The 19,605-nt window shown below is 62.3% G+C and carries 21 protein-coding genes and 1 pseudogene; 4 read left to right on the top strand and 18 right to left on the bottom strand.

From position 1 onward, the window contains the following. Positions 1–69: 69 nt before the first annotated feature. From ybeY to Q1M04_RS07665, 4 genes are read right to left on the bottom strand one after another with little or no spacing between them, the layout of a single operon-like run. Positions 70–558: an rRNA maturation RNase YbeY gene (ybeY, locus tag Q1M04_RS07680; RefSeq protein WP_297997736.1), complete on the bottom strand. Its 489-nt coding sequence runs from the start codon at positions 556–558 to the stop codon at positions 70–72. After that, entirely contained in the window at positions 555–1,535 is a 981-nt protein-coding gene (locus tag Q1M04_RS07675; protein WP_293278837.1) for a PhoH family protein, read from the bottom strand. Before Q1M04_RS07675 ends, ybeY begins: the two co-directional genes overlap by 4 nt. Positions 1,536–1,563: 28 nt before the next feature. Further along, positions 1,564–2,760, bottom strand: a complete 1,197-nt coding sequence (locus Q1M04_RS07670; RefSeq protein WP_297997734.1) for a sporulation protein YqfD — start codon at positions 2,758–2,760, stop codon at positions 1,564–1,566. Further along, positions 2,754–3,050: a YabP/YqfC family sporulation protein gene (locus tag Q1M04_RS07665; RefSeq protein WP_204789672.1), complete on the bottom strand. Its 297-nt coding sequence runs from the start codon at positions 3,048–3,050 to the stop codon at positions 2,754–2,756. Before Q1M04_RS07665 ends, Q1M04_RS07670 begins: the two co-directional genes overlap by 7 nt. Before the next feature lie 86 nt (positions 3,051–3,136). On the opposite strand from Q1M04_RS07665, the gene Q1M04_RS07660 reads away from it, so the two are divergent. Then, on the top strand, positions 3,137–4,051 hold the full coding sequence (locus Q1M04_RS07660) for a sporulation protein (protein WP_297997732.1): 915 nt from the start codon (positions 3,137–3,139) through the stop codon (positions 4,049–4,051). A 97-nt stretch (positions 4,052–4,148) separates the two neighbouring features. Here the strand turns inward: Q1M04_RS07660 and Q1M04_RS07655 are convergent, their stop codons facing one another. From Q1M04_RS07655 to deoC, 6 genes are all read right to left on the bottom strand, one after another. Next, entirely contained in the window at positions 4,149–5,090 is a 942-nt protein-coding gene (locus Q1M04_RS07655; protein WP_297300734.1) for an ABC transporter permease, read from the bottom strand. Further along, positions 5,087–6,211, bottom strand: coding sequence for an ABC transporter permease (locus Q1M04_RS07650; RefSeq protein ID WP_297293706.1), 1,125 nt, complete (start codon positions 6,209–6,211; stop codon positions 5,087–5,089). Before Q1M04_RS07650 ends, Q1M04_RS07655 begins: the two co-directional genes overlap by 4 nt. Before the next feature lie 3 nt (positions 6,212–6,214). After that, the gene (locus Q1M04_RS07645; protein WP_297300745.1) at positions 6,215–7,723 is read right to left on the bottom strand and encodes an ABC transporter ATP-binding protein; all 1,509 of its coding nucleotides are present in this window, start codon (positions 7,721–7,723) and stop codon (positions 6,215–6,217) included. 223 nt (positions 7,724–7,946) lie between these two features. Next, positions 7,947–9,149, bottom strand: coding sequence for a BMP family ABC transporter substrate-binding protein (locus tag Q1M04_RS07640; RefSeq protein WP_297997729.1), 1,203 nt, complete (start codon positions 9,147–9,149; stop codon positions 7,947–7,949). A gap of 144 nt (positions 9,150–9,293) precedes the next feature. Beyond that, on the bottom strand, positions 9,294–10,010 hold the full coding sequence (gene deoD / locus Q1M04_RS07635) for a purine-nucleoside phosphorylase (protein WP_293279899.1): 717 nt from the start codon (positions 10,008–10,010) through the stop codon (positions 9,294–9,296). Between the two features lies 1 nt (position 10,011). Further along, positions 10,012–10,668 (bottom strand): deoxyribose-phosphate aldolase, encoded by a 657-nt coding sequence (gene deoC / locus Q1M04_RS07630; protein ID WP_297997727.1) that lies wholly within the window; start codon positions 10,666–10,668, stop codon positions 10,012–10,014. 177 nt (positions 10,669–10,845) lie between these two features. Between deoC and Q1M04_RS07625 the strand changes: the two genes are divergently transcribed. From Q1M04_RS07625 to lexA, 3 genes are all read left to right on the top strand, one after another. Further along, the gene (locus tag Q1M04_RS07625; protein WP_293279897.1) at positions 10,846–12,063 is read left to right on the top strand and encodes a S1C family serine protease; all 1,218 of its coding nucleotides are present in this window, start codon (positions 10,846–10,848) and stop codon (positions 12,061–12,063) included. Positions 12,064–12,190: 127 nt separating this feature from the next. Next, positions 12,191–12,421: a preprotein translocase subunit SecG gene (gene secG / locus Q1M04_RS07620; protein ID WP_204789679.1), complete on the top strand. Its 231-nt coding sequence runs from the start codon at positions 12,191–12,193 to the stop codon at positions 12,419–12,421. Positions 12,422–12,561: 140 nt separating this feature from the next. Beyond that, the gene (gene lexA / locus Q1M04_RS07615; RefSeq protein ID WP_295756179.1) at positions 12,562–13,152 is read left to right on the top strand and encodes a transcriptional repressor LexA; all 591 of its coding nucleotides are present in this window, start codon (positions 12,562–12,564) and stop codon (positions 13,150–13,152) included. Between the two features lie 51 nt (positions 13,153–13,203). Here the strand turns inward: lexA and Q1M04_RS07610 are convergent, their stop codons facing one another. The 8 genes and pseudogenes from Q1M04_RS07610 to Q1M04_RS07575 form a co-directional block, all read right to left on the bottom strand. Beyond that, positions 13,204–13,380: a putative motility protein gene (locus Q1M04_RS07610; RefSeq protein WP_297293702.1), complete on the bottom strand. Its 177-nt coding sequence runs from the start codon at positions 13,378–13,380 to the stop codon at positions 13,204–13,206. A 119-nt stretch (positions 13,381–13,499) separates the two neighbouring features. Continuing rightward, positions 13,500–13,640, bottom strand: a pseudogene (locus tag Q1M04_RS16130) (carbon storage regulator); the annotation flags it as partial. Next, a complete protein-coding gene (gene fliW, locus Q1M04_RS07600) occupies positions 13,634–14,095 on the bottom strand; it encodes a flagellar assembly protein FliW (RefSeq protein ID WP_293279895.1) in 462 nt (153 codons plus the stop codon). The pseudogene Q1M04_RS16130 and the gene fliW, both read right to left, overlap by 7 nt. Further along, positions 14,092–14,700, bottom strand: a complete 609-nt coding sequence (locus tag Q1M04_RS07595) for a DUF6470 family protein (RefSeq protein ID WP_293279894.1) — start codon at positions 14,698–14,700, stop codon at positions 14,092–14,094. Before Q1M04_RS07595 ends, fliW begins: the two co-directional genes overlap by 4 nt. A 46-nt stretch (positions 14,701–14,746) precedes the next feature. Continuing rightward, positions 14,747–16,231, bottom strand: a complete 1,485-nt coding sequence (locus tag Q1M04_RS07590; RefSeq protein WP_297997723.1) for a hypothetical protein — start codon at positions 16,229–16,231, stop codon at positions 14,747–14,749. 19 nt (positions 16,232–16,250) lie between these two features. Then, positions 16,251–18,755, bottom strand: coding sequence for a FlgK family flagellar hook-associated protein (locus Q1M04_RS07585; protein WP_297997721.1), 2,505 nt, complete (start codon positions 18,753–18,755; stop codon positions 16,251–16,253). A gap of 31 nt (positions 18,756–18,786) precedes the next feature. Continuing rightward, positions 18,787–19,275: a flagellar export chaperone FlgN gene (gene flgN, locus Q1M04_RS07580; protein ID WP_293279891.1), complete on the bottom strand. Its 489-nt coding sequence runs from the start codon at positions 19,273–19,275 to the stop codon at positions 18,787–18,789. Between the two features lie 3 nt (positions 19,276–19,278). Then, entirely contained in the window at positions 19,279–19,584 is a 306-nt protein-coding gene (locus Q1M04_RS07575; RefSeq protein ID WP_295756166.1) for a flagellar biosynthesis anti-sigma factor FlgM, read from the bottom strand. Between the last annotated feature and the right edge of the window lie 21 nt (positions 19,585–19,605).

Below are 19,605 nucleotides of genomic sequence, written 5' to 3'. Positions count from 1 at the left end.
TTGACGCGCCGCTTCATTTGTGCCGCTCAAATCCCGGGGGGGCGCGGGCCGGGCCGGTCCCCTCCGGGTCTAGCCCGTAATTCCAAGCTCCGCCAGAATGGCCTCTTCCCTCGCCCGCATCTGCGCTTTCATGGGCCCCTCGTCCAGGTGGTCATAGCCCAGCAGGTGCAGCGCCGAGTGGACCACCAGATACCCCAGCTCCCGCCGGTTCGAGTGCCCGTACTCCTTGGCCTGGGCCGCCACGCGCTCCAGGGAGATCATCATGTCCCCCAGGGGCACCAGCCCCGTCCCCGGGTCCGCGTCCCCGGGTCCGGGCAGCTCCCCGGGCCGAAGGTCAAAGGCCGGAAAGCTCAGCACATCCGTGGCCCGGTCCACCTTTCGGGCCTCCCGGTTCAGCTGGTGAATCTCCTCATCGCTTGTCACCAGCACGTCCACCTCGCAGGGGAAGTCCACCCCCTCCGCCGCCAGGGCCGTGCGGATGACCTTGCGGATAAAGGCTTTCTGGCTGTCGTTCACCCCAGGGACCCCGGCGGTGACGGGGATATAGTGCCGCCTCATTTCCGCCGTCCCTTTCCCGGGTCCTTCCCCCGCTTCTCATAGTCCTCGTAGGCCTGGACAATTCGCTGGACCATGACATGCCGCACCACGTCGGCGTTGGTCAGCTCGCAGATGCCGATGCCCTCCACATTGCGGAGGACCCGCATGGCCTCCCGGAGGCCCGAGGTCTTCCCGTCGGGCAGGTCAATCTGGGTCGCGTCGCCGGTGATGACGATTTTGGACCCGAAGCCCAGGCGGGTGAGGAACATCTTCATCTGCTCCCGGCTGGTGTTCTGGGCCTCGTCCAGGATGATGAAGCTGTCGTCCAGGGTTCTTCCCCGCATATAGGCCAGGGGGGCCACCTCGATGTTCCCCCGCTCCAGGTATTTCTGGTAGGTCTCCGCCCCCAGCATGTCGAAAAGGGCGTCGTACAGGGGCCGGAGGTAGGGGTCCACCTTGCTCTGAAGATCCCCGGGCAAAAAGCCCAGCCGCTCCCCGGCCTCCACGGCGGGGCGGGTGAGGATAATCCGGTTCACCTGCTTGTCTCGGAAGGCCATGACGGCGGCGGCCACGGCCAGGTAGGTCTTTCCCGTACCCGCCGGGCCCACGCCGATGGTCACCGTGTTTTTCAGCACGGAGGCGATGTAGTCCTTCTGGCCGATGGTCTTGGGCTTGATGGGCCGGCCCTTGGCGGAGATGCAGAGAACGTCGCCGGTCAGCTCGGCGATTTTCTCCTCCTTCCCCGCCCGGACCATGCTGATCACATACCGGACATTCTGCTCGGCAATGGGCTCCCCCCGGCTGGAGAGGGTCAGGAGAGCCTGGATGGCCTTGCAGGCCAGGGACACGTCCTCCGCCTCGCCCTCCACCCGGAGCTCACCCTCCCGGTTGACAACGGTGACGGAGAACTCCTGCTCCAAAAGGCGGATGTTCTCGTCAAAGGACCCGAAGAGGTTCACGGCCTGTTCCAGCCGCTCGATGCTGATTCTCTGTTCCAATGCGTTCACTCCCGTATTTACGCGGGCCTCAGCCCGTTTCTTCTTCCGTATAAATGGGGGCCGTCTGCCCAATCTCCTCCAGGCACTCCGCCGACAGCGTAACGAGGAGCGCGTCCCCCTTCTGCCGGGCGGAGCAGAGGGTGGACTTCACCTCTCCATAGGGCTCCACCATCTCGCGGAGCTGGGCGGTGAGGATGGCCTCGGCGGCCTTCTCCGCCTCCGCGGCGGTCCGGGGCGTGGGGACGGTTTCGTAAAAGCGCCATGTTTCCACCTCCACCGCCACCGGCAGGGGCACGCCCAGGAGGTTCAAGGGATGCCTGCTGGTTATTTTATCATATTCCGCCCCTTCAATGCTACTGTTTGAGAAGAATTTTATTCGCCGGGTCCCGAAAATCAGGGAGAACCCCGTCTTCTCCCTTCCCAGATACCGCTTTTCCAGGACCGTCAGGGGCATGGAGACGGTGAGGTCGTACCAGGTCCGGGCCTCCACCTTCCCCAGGCCCGCCAGGACGCGGGCCCCCACGGTGCCCGTGTCTTCCACGCCGGAAACCAGAATCTGGCCCTCCGTCACGGCGCTGCCGGGGACGACGCAGGCCACGCCGCCGATGGTTTGCACCTTTTTCACCAGCCCCGCCCGCCGGGCCACCAGATTGCAGGGCTCCCGCCGGTCCACCATCACCGGGGGCGGCGTCCGCTCCCGGACCTGAACCTCCGCCCGGCAGCCGGAGACGTTGACGGCGATCCAAATCAGCTCCGGTACATCCAGGAGCACATGGTTCCGGATGTCCTCCCCGTCCAGGGAGAGGCCGAAGGTCCCCAGGCTCACGCCGTTTTTCTCCAAAGCACGGAGGATGCGCTCCGTGGGCACGGTCTCGTTGCCCTCCACCTGGAAGTCCCAGATGAAGAAGGACCCCAGGAACAGCCCCAGGGCGCAGCCCACCAGGCCTATCGCCAGGGCCTGGCGGTGCCGGAAGCGCAGGAAGAAGTAGGGCGCCCCCTCCAGGCCCACCAGGTCGAATTGGCAGTCCAGGTTTTTCCCCGCCTGGCGGAGGCGCTTCCAGTCCCGCCGGGACAGGCGGCAGGTAAAGGCCGTGGGGGACTCCCACTCCAGATCCCAGAAGGCCAGGTCCTGGGCCCCGCAGAGGTTCAGCACCCGCTCGGGAAAGGCGCACTCCGCCCGGATGCGCACCTGGCCCCGGAGGCGGTTCACGATTCCCCTCAGCATGGCCCCACCCACTCCACGGAGTCGATGCGCCCGCCGATGCGCAGCTCCCCCGCCGTCATCGCCAGGAGGGTCAGGCGCTCCCCCCTCACCCGAAGGACCCCGGCGGGGGTGTTGGCGTCAATCTGCTCCTCCGTATAGGCCAAAAGGCCCGTGTGGTGCTCCAGATACAGCTGGCGGCTCCCCACCATTTCCAGCCGGGGCAGGCCCGCCACGATGTCCGCCGGCAGGTCGAAGAGCTCCGCCGCCGCCGCCAGCACGCCGCCCTCCCGGTCCCGTCGATTGCGTTCCATATGTCTCACCTCAGCAAATCCTATGCGGCAGGGCGGACCGGCATGATTGCCTCCTTCGCCGCATAGGGTTTTTCGAGGTGAGGCGTATGAAACCCCGTTGGCGCACCGGCGCGTGCCTGCTGCTCTGCGGGCTTTTGATCTGGTTCCTGGCGGACGCGGGAGCGGTCCGGGCCGCGGCGGCGGAGGGCCTTGCCCTCTGCGGCCGGGCGGTGATTCCCGCCCTGTTCCCCTTCATGGCGGCGTCCACCATGCTGGTATCCCTGGGCTTCGGGGAGTGGGCCTCCCCCAGGCTCTCAGGACTAATGAGCCTTTACCGCCTCCCGGGTCCCGCCGGGTCCGCCCTGCTGCTGGGCCTGGTGGGGGGCTACCCCATCGGGGCCCGGACGGCGGCGGAGCTTTACAAGAAGGGCCTCCTCACCATGGACGAGGCGGAGCGGCTCCTGGGCTTTTGCAGCAACTCCAATCCCGTGTTTCTCCTCAGCGTCCTGGGGGGCGGGGTCTTCGGCAGTCCCCGGGCGGGGGTCTATCTGTGGCTCATCCATGTGCTCTCCGCCCTGCTGACGGGCCTTTTCTTCCGGGGAAGCGGAAAACCCATTGGGCGGCAGCGCCTGCCAAGGCTTTCCCCCTGTCAGGCCTCCTCCCTTCCCGCCGCCTTCGTGGAGGGGGTCAAGAGCGCCTGCGGCAGCATGGTCTATGTCTGCGGGTTTGTTCTCTTTTTCTACGTGCTGGCAAGCCCCCTGGCGGCCCTGGGGGGCCCCTTGGGCGCCGGGCTGGTGGGCTTTTTGGAGCTCTTCTCCCTGACGCCGCTGCTGGCGGCGGACCGTTTGGGCTTTGTCCTGGCCTCCGCCTGCGCGGGCTGGGGCGGCGTCTCCATCCTCTGCCAGACGGCGGCGGTACTGGAGGGCAGCGGGCTGAGGCTGCGGACCTATATCACGGGAAAAGTCCTCCAGGCCCTGCTGGCAGGGGGACTGGCGGCGGCGGTGAGCCTTTCTCTGTTCTAGGGAAGCACCCAACTGCTCTAACCCAGAAAACGAGCGGCTCCGCCGTGGCGGAGCCGCTCCGTTTTGTATTTTTTCGACAGGATATGACGGTTTGTACTTACCTCTGCCCCTTGTCGTAGGGAACGCCCTCCGCTTTGGGGGCCCGGGACTTCTTGGACGTGAAGGCCAGCACCACCAGGGAGATGATGTAGGGGAGCATGTTGTACGTGGCCGCCGGGAGGTTCAAGGCCTTGAGGAAGTCGAAGCCGGAGTACACGTTGCCCAGGGCCCGGCAAAAGCCGAAGAGCAGCGCCGCCAGGGCAATGCGGGTGGGCTTCCACTGGCCGAAGATCATGACGGCCAGGGCCAGGAAGCCGAAGCCCGCCACGCCGTTTTCAAACTTCCACTCGCTGACGCCGGCGGTGATATACACGATGCCGCCCAGGCCCCCCAGCATGCCGGAGATCAGCACGCCGGCGTAGCGCATTCGATAGACGTTGATGCCCACGCTGTCCGCCGCCTGGGGATGCTCGCCGCAGGCCATGAGCCGCAGGCCGAACCGGGTCTTGTACAAGGAGACGTAGGACCCCACAAGGGCCAGGGCCGCCAGCAGCATGAACCAGTTGAACTCAAAGCCGCCCAGGTTCACCAGGAAGGCTTTTTTCGCGTTGATGTACTGGATGGTGGAGGAGACGTTATCCACGCTTTCGGCGGTGTTCATGGCCTTGACAAAGACCGTGGCCGCCGCCGTGCCCAGGAGGTTCATGGCGGTGCCCACCAGGGTCTGGTCCGCCTTGAAGTTGATGGCGGCCACCGCCAGCAGCAGGGAGTACACGACGCCCAGGGCAATGGCGGCCAGTACCACCAGCAGAATCACGCCGAAGGCAGGGGTGCTGTCCGGCAGGAACTTCATCATCAGCGCGCCGCCCAGGGCGCCCATGACCATGATGCCCTCCAGGCCGATGTTGATGACGCCGGAGTGCTCGGAGAAGCAGCCGCCCAGGGCCACCAGCAAAAGCACAGACGCAAAAATCAGCGTATATTGCAGCAGTAAGATCATTTCCCGCCGCCTCCTTTCTCAGCCTTCTTCTCGTCCCGGCGGTTCAGCCAGGCATTCAGCGCCGTCTTGAAGAAGAGGACGAAGCCGCAGAGGTAGATGATCAGCGCGGAGATGAAGTCGGAGATCTGGGAGGAGTACATGGTCTTGTCCACATAGGCGCCTCCGTTGGTGATGTGCTGGATGAAGTAGGAGGAGAAGATGGCCCCGATGGGGTTCAGCCCGCCCAGGAAGGCGGCGGCGATGCCGTTGAAGCCCATGGCGGGGACGGCGGACTGGGTGCACTGCCACTGCTCGAAGCCGGAGAGGAACAGCATGGCCGCGCCCATGCCGGCCAGGCCGCCGGAGATGGCCATGGTGAGAATCAGGTTCTTCCGCTCCCGCATACCGCAGTACTTGGCGGCGAACTTGTTGCAGCCGGTGGCTTTCAGCTCATAGCCCAGCTTGGTTTTCTCCAGCAAAACCCACACCAGCACCGCCGTCAGGATGGCCAGGGGAATCGCCAGGCCCACGTACTGGTTCTTGCTGAACAGGGCCCCCAGGCCCAGGGAGGGAAGGATGGCCCCCTCGTTAGTGCTGGAGAGGGTGAAGGTATAGGGGCTGGTCTCCTCCTTCACCAGGGTCAGCAGCATGTTCACGGCGTAGAGGCTGATCCAGTTCAGCATGATGCAGGAGATGACCTCGTTGACGTTGCAGTAGGCCTTCAGCAAACCGGAGATCGCCCCCAGGGCGGCCCCCGCCAGAATGGCGGCGATGAGGCACAAAAACCAGGGCAGCTTCAGCCCCAGGGCGCAGTACAGCGCCGCCCCGGTGCCCACCACGTACTGGCCCGCCGCGCCGATGTTGAAAAGGCCCACCTTATAGGCGAAGAGCACCGAGAGGCTGCACATCAGCAGGGGGGCGGTCTTCACCAGAGTGCTGCCGAAGTAGCGGAGCTGGGCTGTGGACTTGGAGTAGGTCATGAAGTTTTCCACGATGGCTAAAATGGCCCCGTTGGCCCCGGCGGGGTTGATGAGAAGCAGGGCGATATAGCCCACCACCAGGCCCAGGATGATGCACAGCAGGGAGGCCAGCAGGGACTGCACCGCGCCGTTGCGCAGCAGGGAGGTTTTTTCTTGTTTCATGCCTTACGCCCCCTTCTTCTTCGCGCCGGCCATGTAGAGGCCCAGCTCTTCCACCGTGACCTGCTTGGGGTCGAACTCGCCCACGATTTCCCCTTCGTACATGACCAGAATCCGGTCGGAGACGTTCATGACCTCGTCCAGCTCCAGGCTCACCAGCAGCACGCCCTTCCCGGCGTCCCGCTGGGCCACAATCTGCTTGTGTATGTACTCAATGGCGCCCACGTCCAGGCCCCGGGTGGGCTGGACGGCGATGAGCAGCTCCGGGTTCTTGTCAATCTCCCGGGCGATGATGGCCTTTTGCTGGTTGCCGCCGGACATGCTCCGGGCCGCCGTAACGGGGCCCTGGCCGGAACGGACGTCGTACTGCTCAATGAGGCCCACGGCGTACTCCCGGATGGCCTTCCGTTTCAAAAAGCCCGTCGGGGTGACGAAGTGGCTCTCAAAATACCGCTGGAGCACCATGTTGTCCTCCAGGGAGTAGTCCAGAACCAGGCCGTGCTTGTGCCGGTCCTCGGGGATGTGGCTCATGCCGGAGGTATTCCGCTTGCGGATGGGGGCCTTGGTGATGTCCTGGCCGCCCAGGGTCAGCGTGCCCTCCTTCAGGGGCTCCAGGCCGGAGATGCCGTAGACCAGCTCCGTCTGGCCGTTGCCGTCGATGCCCGCGATGCAGACGATTTCGCCCCGGCGGACCTGGAAGGTCACGTTCTTGACGGCGTTGTTTTTGTGCCGCTTGGAGGCCACGGTCATGCCCTTCACGTCCAGCACCACCTCGCCGGGCTTGGAGGGGGCCTTTTCCACCACGAAGTTCACGTCCCGGCCCACCATCATCCGGCTCAGCTCCTCCTGGGAGCTGGCGGCGATGTCCACGGTGCCGATGTACTTGCCCTTGCGCAGCACGGAACAGCGGTTGGCCACGGACATGATTTCGTTGAGCTTGTGGGAGATAAACAGGATGCTCTTCCCCTCGGCGGAGAGGTTTTTCATAATCTGCATCAGCTCGTCGATCTCCTGGGGGGTCAGCACGGCGGTGGGCTCGTCGAAGATCAAGATCTCATTTTCCCGGTACAGCATCTTCAAAATCTCGGTGCGCTGCTGCATGCCCACGGTGATGTCCTCCACCAGGGCGTCCGGGTCCACATGAAGGCCGTACTTCTCCGAGAGGGCCAGCACCTTCTCCCGGGCCTCTCCCTTCTGGAGGAAGCCGTGTTTGCAGGGCTCCACGCCCATGATGATGTTGTCCAGCACCGTAAAGCACTCCACCAGCTTGAAGTGCTGGTGGACCATGCCGATCCCTAAGTCGTTGGCGTCGTTGGGGTCCTTGATGGAGACGACCTGGCCGTCCTTTTTGATCACGCCCTCCTCCGGCTGGTACAGGCCGAACAGCACGCTCATCAGCGTGGATTTTCCGGCGCCGTTTTCGCCCAGAAGAGCGTGAATCTCGCCCTTTTTCAGCTGTAACGTGATATTGTCGTTGGCCACGATGCCGGGGAACCGCTTGGTGATATTCAGCATCTCAATGGCGTAACTCTGTTCCAATTTCACAACCTCCTCCTTCTCTGTTTCCCGGAACCCTTTGCGAAAAAATAGGTTCTTGTTTATTGTACCATATCCCGTCCTGGATTTCAAAGCAATTTTTGAAATTTTTCACAAAGTCGACCCTTTCTCTCCACTAGCCGGCGGCAAGTAAAAAAGTGAGGACGGGAAGATCCCGTCCTCACAGTGCTTGAGGGGGTTTTTACTTGATGTTGCCCAGATCGTTGACCGTGATATTGGAGACGGCGGGCATAGCGGAGATGTCGTCAGAGACGGTGATTTTGCCGTCGAACATATCCTTCACCAGGGCCTTGTAGTCGTCCTGAGAGAAGCCGTCGCCCCACAGGGTGGTGTCCATGGGCAGCAGGACATAGTTGGCGCTAGGGTCGTCGCCGGAAACCAGGCCCAGGGCCTCGGCCTTGCCGCCGTAGTTGGCGAAGTTGCCCGCGGCCACCTCGTCCAGCATGTGGTTGACCGTGGCGGCCAGGCCCTTCATGGCGGAGGTCAGGGTCACGCCCTCGCCGTAGGCGGCGTCCATGGTAAAGCTCTGGTCCACGTCCACGCCGATGACCTTGGTGCCGGGCACCTTGGCGGCCGCCTCACCGGCGGAGGTGAAGATGCCGCCGCCGCAGGCGAAGACCGCCTGGACGCCCAGGTTCTGATACCAGTTGTCCGCGTAAGCGGTGATGTCGGGGTCGCCGAAGAACTGGTTGCCGTAGACATACTCCACGGTTGCGTCTACGCCCAGCTCACCAGCGGCGGCGTCCACGCCCTGGACAAAGCCGTAGCCGAAGCGCTGCACGGCGGGAACGGCCATGCCGCCAAGGTAGCCCAGGTGGGTGTAGCCCAGCTTCACGGCGGCGACGCCGGCCATGTAGCCGCAGAGCTCTTCCTTATAGACGGCGCAGTACACGTTTTCGGGCACCGTTCCGCCCACGTCGCCCTCGCTGACGTCCAGGGCGATGAAGCTGATGTCGGGATAAACGTCGGCCACCTGGGTAATGGTTTCGCCAAAGGCGAAGCCGGGCATGACGATGACATTGTAGTCCTCGTCAGCGGCCTTTTCCACCATGGCCACGCGCTCGGCGGTGGAGTCTCCGGCGGGCTTGTAGTAGGTGAATTCCACGCCGTTGGCCTCGCACCAGGACTTGCTGGCCTCGTAGGTGGTCTGGTTAAAGGACTGGTCCGTGATGTCGCCGTAGTCCGTGATCATGGCGACCCGGATGTCGGCGGCCTCGCCGCCCTGGTCTTCGCCTTCATCGGCGGGGGTGGCGGCGGGCTCCTGCTGCTGGCTGTCTCCGCCGGCATTGCCGGAATCGCCGGAATTCCCGGAGTCGTTGCCGCCGCAGGCGGCCAGGGACAGAACCATCGCCAAAGCCAGCAGGATTGCAAATAACTTCTTCATTGGTATCAACCTTCCTTCCATATGTTCCCCTGAAAACAGAGGGCGGCCTCATTGGGCCAAGCCTATTATAACAATACCTTCCATGGATTTCAAGGAAATTCGCAAAATGTTTTCCTTTTGGGAAAAACGCCGGAAGCCCCGCTCTTACCGCCCCGCCATTTGGACGGCGGTTTCCAGGGCGATTTCCATCATCTCCGTCAGGGAGCTCTGCCGCTCCTCGGGGGGGAGCTCCTCCTTTGTGACCAGGTTGTCGGTGACGGAGCAGATGGTCAGGGCCCGCTTTCCCGCCTCGGCGGCGGTGGCGTAGAGGCCCGCCGTCTCCATGTCGATGGCCAGCACCCCCATGGGGGCCCACTCCAGGCCGCTTCCCGTTTTATAGTAGAACACATCGGAGCTGAGGATGTTCCCCACCGGGGGCTCCAGCCCCCGCTTCCGGGCCGCGGCCACGGCGGTTTCCAAAAGCCGGAAGTCCGCGATGGGGGCGAAGACCCCGGGAAGGCCGAAGTGGTGGGCGAAGTTGGAGTCCGTGCAGGCCCCCTGGGCGATGACCAAATCCCGGAGCTTCAATTTTTCGCTGAGGGCCCCGGTGGTGCCCACCCGGATGATGTTCTCCACGCCGTAGAAGTGAAAAAGCTCATGGGCGTAAATGCCGATGCTGGGGATGCCCATGCCGGAGGCCATGGTGGAAACCTCCACGCCGTGGTAGGTCCCCGTCCAGCCCTGGATGCCCCGGACGTTGTTCACCAGCCGGGGATTTTCCAGGAAGGTCCCGGCAATGAACTTTGCCCGGAGGGGGTCGCCGGGCATGAGGACGGTCTTGGCAAACGCGCCCTTGGCGGCCTCGTTGTGGGGAGTGCCCATCTCAGCCCTCCAGAGCCTTCACGGCCTTGACGATCCGGCTGGTGCCCAGGCGGGAAGCCCCCAGGTTGATAAAGTCCTCCGCGTCCTTCAAATCGGCGATGCCTCCGGCGGCCTTGATTTTTACGTTGGGCCCGACGTGCTTGGCGAAGAGGGCCACGTCCTCCCGGGTGGCTCCGCCGCCGCCAAAGCCGGTGGAGGTCTTGATATAGTCCGCCCCGGAGGCGGTGACAATCTCGCACATCTTCACTTTTTCCTCGTCGGTGAGGAGGCAGCACTCAATGATGACCTTGAGGAGCTTGCCCTTGCAGGCGGCCTTGATGGCCTTGATTTCCGCCAGGAGCTCGTCCCATTTTTGGTCCTTCACCCAGCCGATGTTGATAACCATATCCACTTCTTCCGCCCCGTTGTCCACGGCGTCCGTTGCCATGAAGCATTTGGCGGCGGTGGTGTCATAGCCGTTGGGGAAACCGATGACCGTGCAGATGGGCAGCTTGCCCTGGACATACTCCGCCGCCTTTTTTACATAGCTGGCGGGGATGCAGACGCTGGCGCACTGGTACTTTATCCCATCGTCGCAGATGGCCTTGATTTCCGCCCAGGTGGCTCCCTGGGCCAGCAGGGTGTGGTCGCACTTTCCAAGGATTTCCTTCAGTTCCATTTCAGCGTTCTCCTTTACAGTTATAATATGATCCCAGCTCAGGGGGAAAGGTCTACCCTTTTATTATACCAGACCATCCGCCGCCTGTCCAGTGGGCAGATGGCCGCGTTTCCCCACTTGCAAAGCCGGTTTCACCGTGCTACAATAGGACGAATATTCTTGATGGAGGCTTATCCCATGAAAAAACGAATCCTTCCCCTGCTCTGCGCCTTGATCCTGCTTCTGGGCGCGGTTCCCTCCGCCGCCGCCCTGGAGGGAGAATCCCGCCGGGCCGCCGGAACCCTGGCCGGTCTCGGCCTGATCGATTCCGTGCCCTCCGACGAGGTTTTGAACCGCCCCGCCGACCGGCTCGACGGGACGAACCTGCTGGTCCGCCTCTCCGGCGCCGTCCGGGCCGATCTGCCCTCCGGCGCCCAGGACTACGCCGTGGCCCAGGGCTGGGTCACCGTCACCGGCGGCCAGGACGAGCCCCTGCCCACCGCCGAGTTCTGCGCCTCGCTGCTGCGGCTGCTGGGGTATGAGGGCTTCACCGGCGAAAACGCGGATCTCTTCGCCCGCCGGGCGGCCCTGACCACCCGGGACTACGGCGAAACCCTCACCCTGGGGGACCTGTACCAGCTGGCCCTGGACGCCCTGACCTTCCCCGCCCAGGACGGCGGGACCCTGGCCCAGGGCCTGGCGGACAAGGGCCGCTGCACCCAGGCCCAGATCCGGGGCCTTTTCCCGGAAGAGCTCACCGCCCGGCAGGTGGCGGACCGGCACATGGCCGCCGCTTTCCAGCTGAACGTGTACTACACGGAAAACGCCTATAAGAAAAATATTCAGAGCAACGGCGGCAGCGGCTTCTTCGTCTCCGCCGGAGGGCTGGCCGTCACCAACTACCACACCATTGAGGACGCTGTCCGGGCCACCGTCACCCTCATCACCGGAGAGACCTTCCCGGTGGACCGGGTGCTCTTCGCCGACCCCGACGCCGACCTGGCCCTGCTGCGGATCTCCAAAACCTCCGAGGACGGCAAGACGGAGGTTCCCTTCTTCTCCTTCCTGGAAATCGCGGAGGAGCCCGCCCTTCGCCGGGGCGACCGGATTTACACCCTGGGCGTGCCTCTGGGCATCACCCCCGCCATCAGCGAGGGCATCGTCAGCGCCACGGACCATATGGTCTCCAAGTTCAGCGCCCCCTGCGTGGTCAACACCGCCGACATCTCCCACGGCAGCAGCGGCGGCGCCCTGCTGAACGTTTACGGCCATGTGGTGGGCGTCACCTCCGGGGCCTATGAGGCGGGAAACAGCCTGTACATCTCCGTCTCCCTGTCCCCCATCCTGGAAACGGACTGGGAAGCCGAGGGCATCACCCTGGCGGAGCTCAAGCGGGAGCTGCAGCAGCAGGAGTAAGCGCGCCGGAGAATTCCCGTAGAATTTTCTCGAATACCCCTTGAAAACCGGGAAGCGTTGTGGTATGATAAGAAGCTGTCAAACACGCTTCACGCTCCGCGTGATCTTAAATTGGAGGTAGAACGTCTTGAAAATCGCCATCACTGTTTTGCAGCTCCTCTGCGGGCTGGGCATTATCCTGATTGTACTGTTCCAGTCCGGCAAGAGCGCCGGGCTCTCCGGCGCCATCGGCGGCGTGGCCGACTCCTTCCTGGCCAAGAACAAGGCCAAGACCATGGACGCCAAGCTGGCCCGCGCCACCAAGTGGATCGGGGCCCTCTTCCTAATCTTGACCCTGGTTTTGCTGATCCTCGGCTGAGCGAAGCAAAAACCGCCTCTCAGGCTTCTGGGCGGCGGTTTTCTTTTTGAATTTCTTCCAAACAAATGTTTGCCTTTTGCCCTCCGATGTGCTATACTGGAGAAAATAACTGTGCCTCAGGGCGCTCGGGAGGTCCTGTTATGGCGAATCTCACCCATATGCAGCAGAAGGTCTACGACTACATCGTCTCCTGCATCCAGACCCAGGGCTATCCGCCTTCCGTCCGGGAAATCGGCGACGCGGTGGGCCTGAAATCCCCCTCCACCGTTCATTTCCACCTCAAGCACCTGGAAGAGGCCGGGGTCATCGTCAAGGGCGCCGGGAAGGGCCGGGCCATCGCCCTGACCGAGTTTCCCGCTCCCAAGGACCGGGTGCCCATTGTGGGCAGCGTGGCCGCGGGAAGCCCTATCCTGGCGGAGGAGTGCATCGAGGACTACCTTCCCTTTGACGCCGGGGGCCGGGAGGGGGAGTATTTCGCCCTGCGGGTCCGGGGCGAGTCCATGCTCAACGCCGGGATTCTCCCCGGAGATCTGGTGGTGGTCCACAGCCAGCCCACCGCCCGGCACGGGGAAATCGTAGTGGCCATGATTGAGGACGAGGCCACGGTAAAGCGCCTCTCCCTCCGGGGGGGCCAGGTCTGGCTGCTGCCGGAGAACGACGACTACTCCCCCATCGACGGCACCTATGCCAAAATCCTGGGGAAGGTGGCCGCCGTGGTGCGGCATTACTAAAGGCGGTTTTGAAGAAAGAAGGCCGGAGCCCTTTGGGCTCCGGCCTTTTGTTCAGGCGTAGGTGTCGATATAGTCGCCGACGCCGGGAGTGGGAGGCAGCATAGCCAGCTCTCCCATTGCCTGCTGCTCCATGTCCGTCATCACATTCTTTTGCAGGGACATGGCATACTGGGTTGCCAGCCGCGCGGAGCTCATCTCCATGGCGGCCATCGCAACATCATTCATCATGGTTTCGCGTCTCCTTTCTCATGCTTTTTGGAAACAGGCATTCCGCCCAGCAGCCCCAGCAGTTCCGCGGGGGCCGCTTCCTCAACGGCGGAATCCTGGTTCGCCAATTTGGCGTCCAGCAGCTCGCTGCGAAGGATGGATACTTCCGGCGGCGCGGAGATGGCCAGGCGGACCCGCCCGCCCTCAATCGACACCACGGAAACCCGTATTTCCTCCCCAATCATCAGGGATTCTCCGATCCTGCGCTGTAAAATCAGCAAGGCGCGGCCTCCTCCCCGCGGCCAAATTCCGCCAGGGGATGCCGCATTTCATACCGCTCCATAATAATCTGCCGGGCCTCCCGGGTCTCGGGGTGGACAACCAGAGGGCACTTCAGATTCACCGTGCTTTCGGAAACCGGGTTCTTCACCGCGCAGAGCACGTAGAACCCCAGCTCTCCCGCCTCCTTTACCCCAAAAGCCTTCAGCTCTCCCCGCTCCAGCTCCGGCGCGTAGTCCGGTTTCAGCGTGAAGGGGTCCAGCACCACAAAGGCCAGGGCAGGGGTCTGCACGCTCTGGAGGCAGAGCATGCCGCCGCCGCTGCCGTCGAAGGGCAGGAGCAGGAAGCCCCGCTCCTCCTCAAAGCCGAAGAGCCCGTCGGGGAAGCGCACCACGTCCTTGTCCGCGTACTCAATTTCCCCGAAGTACTTGGTCTGAAGCTTGATCGTCTCTGTCATGCCTTCACATCCACCGGCTCATAGTCAGGATCGGCGGAAGGGGGCACGTAAAGCGGCCCGCCGATATACTTGATGATGACCTCCGCCTTTTGCTTGACGGAAATCTCAATGTCGCCGGGAACAAACTCGAATTCCGTCTGGTTGATCCGCCAGTCGAAATTCAGCTTATCCATCTCATAGCGGATGTTCATCTCCCCGGGGTTCCAGTCAATCTCCGGGCCCTCCTTGGGAATAAAATCCATAGCGGGCTGGCTGAACATCTGCTCACTGATGGCGGTCCGGGAAATCTGGGCCTGAACGTCCTCGCCGAACTTGGCCTTCAAGTAGAGCTCGCCCTCCTGGGCCCGGGCGGCGGTGGCGCTGTAGGCGGCCTCCCGGCCCTTCTGGGCGCTCTGCTCGATGCTGCGTGCCGCGGTGGGGACGATGGACTGGCGCATCTCGAAGGTATCCATGTTCAGCTGGATGGGCCTGCTCTTAATGCTTAAGCCTCCCTTGTCCCGGGAGATTTCCAGCTCCGCTGTGCCCCGGGTGTACTGCAATTGCGCCCGGGAGGTCCGCATCTCGATTTCAATGGGCACACTGGTGATTTCAAGAAGCTGTCTCATAGGTCATGGCGCACTCCTTCCTCTGAAAAAATATATTCTTTCCCTTTTAGAAATTCATATAATCCATCAGGCTCTGGGACAGGACGCTGTTGCCAACCTTCAATGCCGCGTCGTAGCAGTAGCGGGCGAACATAAAGTCGGAAATGGCGGCGGCGGGGTCCGCGTCCTCCAATTCCATATACTGCTGCTTCAGAGAGTCCGACGTGCTGGTGAGGAGCTCGCTGTTGTCCCGGAGGAAGCCGCTCTGGGTGTCCATCTCCGTCCAGCGCTCCCGGAAGGAGCTGTTGCTCTCTTCGTATTCCTGGAACAGGGCCTTGAAGCGGAGCTGGTCCTCGTCACTGGCAAAATTGCCGGTGTTGGAGTCGCAGCGCTGGAGAATCTGGCCGATTTCGTTGACTACGGAGATGACATTCTTGGGAACCTTATCCACCACTCCTATGACATTCCCCTTCTCGTCCTTTACCTCCACGCCGTCCTTGGTTCCATAGCCGCCCAGGTAGTAAATGCCCTGGAGGGTCGAGTTGAACACGGTAGAGGATACCGCCGCGTTCCCCTCTTCCTTGTGGCCCAGGCCCACGTCGATGTTCTTGGCCTCTTTCAGGAAGTACTCCATCTTCTCCACATCCGCGGGGGCGTTGGAGTCTACGGCCACGCCCCGGTAATAAAGGCCTGTGGCCGCCTCGTCCGCCTCGTTGGTTCCGCTGCCGTCCGGCTTCAGATATTTGAAGGCGAAGTTGGAGTCATACTTTTCATTTCTCTCGGGGATCTGCTTGGCGTCCGCCTCTACCATTGTCCCCAAGCCGTCATTCTTTATAAACTTTCCATATCTCGGGTCCCTCAGCCTCGGGTCGTCCGTGCCCGGAGCCACCGGGTTGTCAATTACATCTTGGGTAAAATCCTCATCGTAGCTGGGATTCTTCTCAGGCACCAAGGCGGCCTTTGCGGGATCATTGGTAAACAGCTCACCGGGCCCAACCTGGTTCGGGTCGGCTATATACTGAAAGGCCGGGGCCTGACTCTCCTTGGTCGCGTCCAGAGGCTCCGCAATATACCCCGGGTTCGCCTGAGGGCCCCAGGTGAAGGGGGGATTCAGCGTATCCGCCCCGGAAAAGACGTAGTTCTCGCCGTAGCGGCCGTTCATGATTTGGGCAATGTCCTTTGCCTTGGCGCAGAGGGACTGCCCCAGGGCCAGGCGGCCCGGGCCCGTGGAGCCGCTGGCGGCGCGGATGATGCTGGCCACGGAGGCGTCGTCCGCCCGGGAATACAGGTCCGTGGAGGCATTCTCCAGAGCCGACCAGGCCACGTCGTACTTGTGGCGCAGAGACTCGTTTACGTTCAGCTGGCTCTGGGACTTCCAATAGGAATTGCGGATCTGGAAGCACCGGGTGGCCAGGGCCGGGTCCTCGGCGTAGGAGTTGAAGAGCCGCCCGGTGAGAACGGTATTCATCGCCTTGGTCATGGTATTGTTGGACCCGTTCAGGCTGTAACGGTAGTTTTTCAGCGTACCGACCGTGGTCATTCTTGGAATCATATGGCGTTCTCCTCCTTATTTAGGTCGTTATGCCGGTGCCGTTGATCAGCTTATCCAGCACGCTGTCGATGGTGGTCATCAGCCGGCAGGCGGCGTTATAGGACTTCGAGTACATCATCAGGTTCATGGCTTCGTCGTTGAAGTCCACGGAGGACACGGAGTCCCGCGCCGTATCCACGGACAGGAGGTTTTTATAGTGGCCGTTCAGAGCCACTTCCATCTTTGACTGGTCCCCGCCCCGCGTCGTTCCGATGTTGTTCCACATCTCGAAGAAGGTGCCGTTCAGCATGGGCGCGCCGCTGGCGTTCTCATAGCCGTCCAGGGTCGTGGGGATGAAGTCAAATTTCTGGTTGGTCACCAGGTACTCGAAGTGCCGGATATTCTCGCTGGCGCCGGAGGCAGGCTCCAGGTCTCCGGGGGGGCAGGTGTAGTCGCACACCAGGAGGTGGGTGGTCTCCCAGGTATTGGAGACGGAGATGTTGGCCGCCGTGATGCCGGAGGGGTCGTCGTTTCCGGGGTTGTTGCTGAACAGCACGCCGCCAACAAAGATGCCCTTGGCGTTTTTTCCCCAGCCGGCTTCCTGGACCGTGCCGTCTTCCGCCAAAATATCCTCTTTATTTTCGGGGATAAATTTCCCCTCGCCGTTGTCGTATTTCTGCCCCTTCATAAAGGCGTCCAGAACATTCTTGCCGGTGAGCCCCGCGGCTTCCATCGCCGCTTTGTCAGCTAATCCCACCTCGGTTAGGATCGCTTTTTGAACATCCTCGCTTATTTTGGACCAGTCGCTGTTGACTTTTTCATCCTTGCCGTTGACCTGGATGGTCACCGGAACGCCGGCTTCTTCGCCCGCGTCGTTTTTGCCCTTGGTAATAAAGTTCCCTTCCGGGTCCTGGAGGAAGCCCTGGTTGGCCTCGTTCATGACCTTGGCGAACTGGTTGGCCAGCAGGTCCAGGGTCCGCTGGTAATAGGGGATGCCCCGCTTGCCGCCGGCGTTTTCGTCCACGTTTGTAATCACGTCCCGGTCCGTGAACTCGCCCTTTTCCGTGAGCATCTCCCGCCATGCCTGAATCTTGCCGCCAAGGTCGTTGTCGTCCAGACTGACTTTTTTAGAGACCTCCTGGGTGACCATCTGCTGGGTGTAGGCGTAGTTGCCGTTGGCCAGCAGGACACGCTTGTAGATCATCAGGGTTTTGTCTCCCACAGTGGGAAGGTCCGGGGTCTCCACCGTGAAGCTGTTCCGGCCGCCCTTAAACAGATCCTCGATGGCTACCTGGCTCCCGGCGCCATCGTCTACGGTATCGGTTCCCGAAACCCCTTTGACGGTTCCTCTGTTGATGGCTACGTAGACTTCGTTGATACTGTTTTTCAGCTTGGTGATGGACATATTGTAGTTGGGGTCTACCACCTTTTTTGCCTTTAAGATGTCGTTCGTGGGTTTTCCGTCCTCGGTCAGGTAGGGTTGGTAATCCTTATTGGCCCTCGGGGCGGCGTGGGCCTCGTCGGTGGGCTGGCCGCTCTCGTCCAAGAACTGCGTGGCCGTGTCAAGGCCGTCCCACTCCGGGTTCGGCTCCTTGCCGGCCTCGTCTTTTGTGGCGACCGGGTCTCCGTTCGCGTCCGCGTAAGGCCACGTTGTGGTGTCATTGGGGTCAAACTCCCGCTTTACCGGCACCTGATCGATTTTCATCTGGGCCGCGAAAACGCCGTCCACCAGCAAAGCCTCGTCCGATCTGACCGATCCGTCGGGGTTGGCGTTGCCCAGGCGGATGGTCAGCTTTTCCACCGTCAGCCCGGCGGTGATCTCTTCCTCGCTGTAGGTCACGTCGATGTCAATCAGCTCGGAGAGCTGGTCGATCTGGAGGTTCCGCTCGTCCCGGAGCTCCAGGGCCGGGTCACCGTGGATTTCGCTCTTGCGAATCTCCTCGTTCAAGGAGCGGATGGTGGTCAGGCAGCCGTTGATTTTGTCAATGTCCTGGTTCAGCTTGGTGATTGTGCTTTCCTGGACCTCTTCCAGCTTGTTGGCGTATTTATTCAACAGGGTGACCAGGTTCTTGGATATCTGCCGGACGGTGTTGTCATACTCCTGGTGCCCCGTCTGGTCCACCAGGTTCTTAAAGGCCTCGCCCAGCTTCTCCAGCTCCAGTCCCAGGATGCCGTGGCCGCCCTCGCCCTTGCTCTCGTCGCCCGCGCCCACTTCATCCAGAATCCGTTGGATTTCCTCCAGAATCTCCAGCCGGCCGTCCGCGTAGCCCATCTGGGCGTTCAGCGTCCGGTAGCGGATGTCCAGGTAGGGGCTGCGGATCTGGGAGAGGCTCTTGACCAGCGCGCCCTGGCCGGTGCGGATATCGCCCTCGGCGTAATAGCGGTCCGCCCCGTTGACGTAGAGGCTTACCTGATCCAGGCGCTGGCGGGTGTAGCCCGGGGTGTTGATGTTGGAAATATTGTTTCCTGTCACGGTAATGCCGGTCTGGGCGGCATAAATCGCCAGCCGGGCCTGCGTGAAGGAGCCAAAGGTACCAATGCTCATATCGATATACTCCTTATTTTGTCTTTGCTTGTCAGGCTCGGAAATCCGTTTTCATGGACGGAGGCGGGGCGCTGCTTTCCTGCTCCTTGCCGTAGCCGGGTCCCCCCGGCCCGCCGGAGGGAGGGCCGCCCATCTGCACAATGACGCTCTCCACCTGGTGGAGGTTCTGCTCCAGCAGCCTCCGGGTCTTGCCGGACGCCTGGCGGTAAGCCGCGTAGCGGAGCTGCAGCTCGCTCACCGCCTGCCGGGCTTCTTCCTGCATGGCGGGGGGGAAATGACGGGGGACCTGTTCCAGGGGCACCCCCTCCAGCCCCAGCTGGGGCAGCAGCTTATCCCGGGTCAGCTCCAGGCCCCGGAAGTTCAGGGCTTGAGCCTGTTCCTGGTTCAAAAGATCGTTCAGGCCCATCAGGTCCTCCTGCTGGGCGGCGGTCAGTTTTTTCTCATTCAGGCCGGTCAGGCTCTCCAGCCCCCGGCTCATGGAGCGCAGGAAGCTCAGGTAGGAACGGTACAGCTCATCCATGGCTCATTCCTCCACCATGAGCAGCATCCGCCCCGCGATGGCCATGGGGTCCGGCCGGTACTCCCCGGCGGACACCTCACGGCGAAGCTCTTGGATATCGCCGGTGGTGTTGGCGGTCCGCACCTCCCGGGAGAGGCGGCTCACCATCTCCATCTGAAAGCTTCTCCGGCCCGCGGGGGCGGAGAAACTGGCGGAATCGTAGTTGTGCCCGGAGACGGGCTGGGCGGCTGCTTCCCGCTTTTGGGCGGGGTAATAGGTTTTCGTCCGGCCAATGGAAGAGATGGGGCCGGAACCGGTAGAAGTCAGCATAATCACTCACATCCTTTGCTC

Origin of the sequence: uncultured Oscillibacter sp. (assembly GCF_950073225.1) — a bacterium.
In the GTDB taxonomy this organism is placed as follows: Bacteria; Bacillota; Clostridia; order Oscillospirales; family Oscillospiraceae; genus Oscillibacter.
Note: the sequence above shows the minus strand (reverse complement) of the source record. Positions and strands in the feature narration are given on the sequence as shown.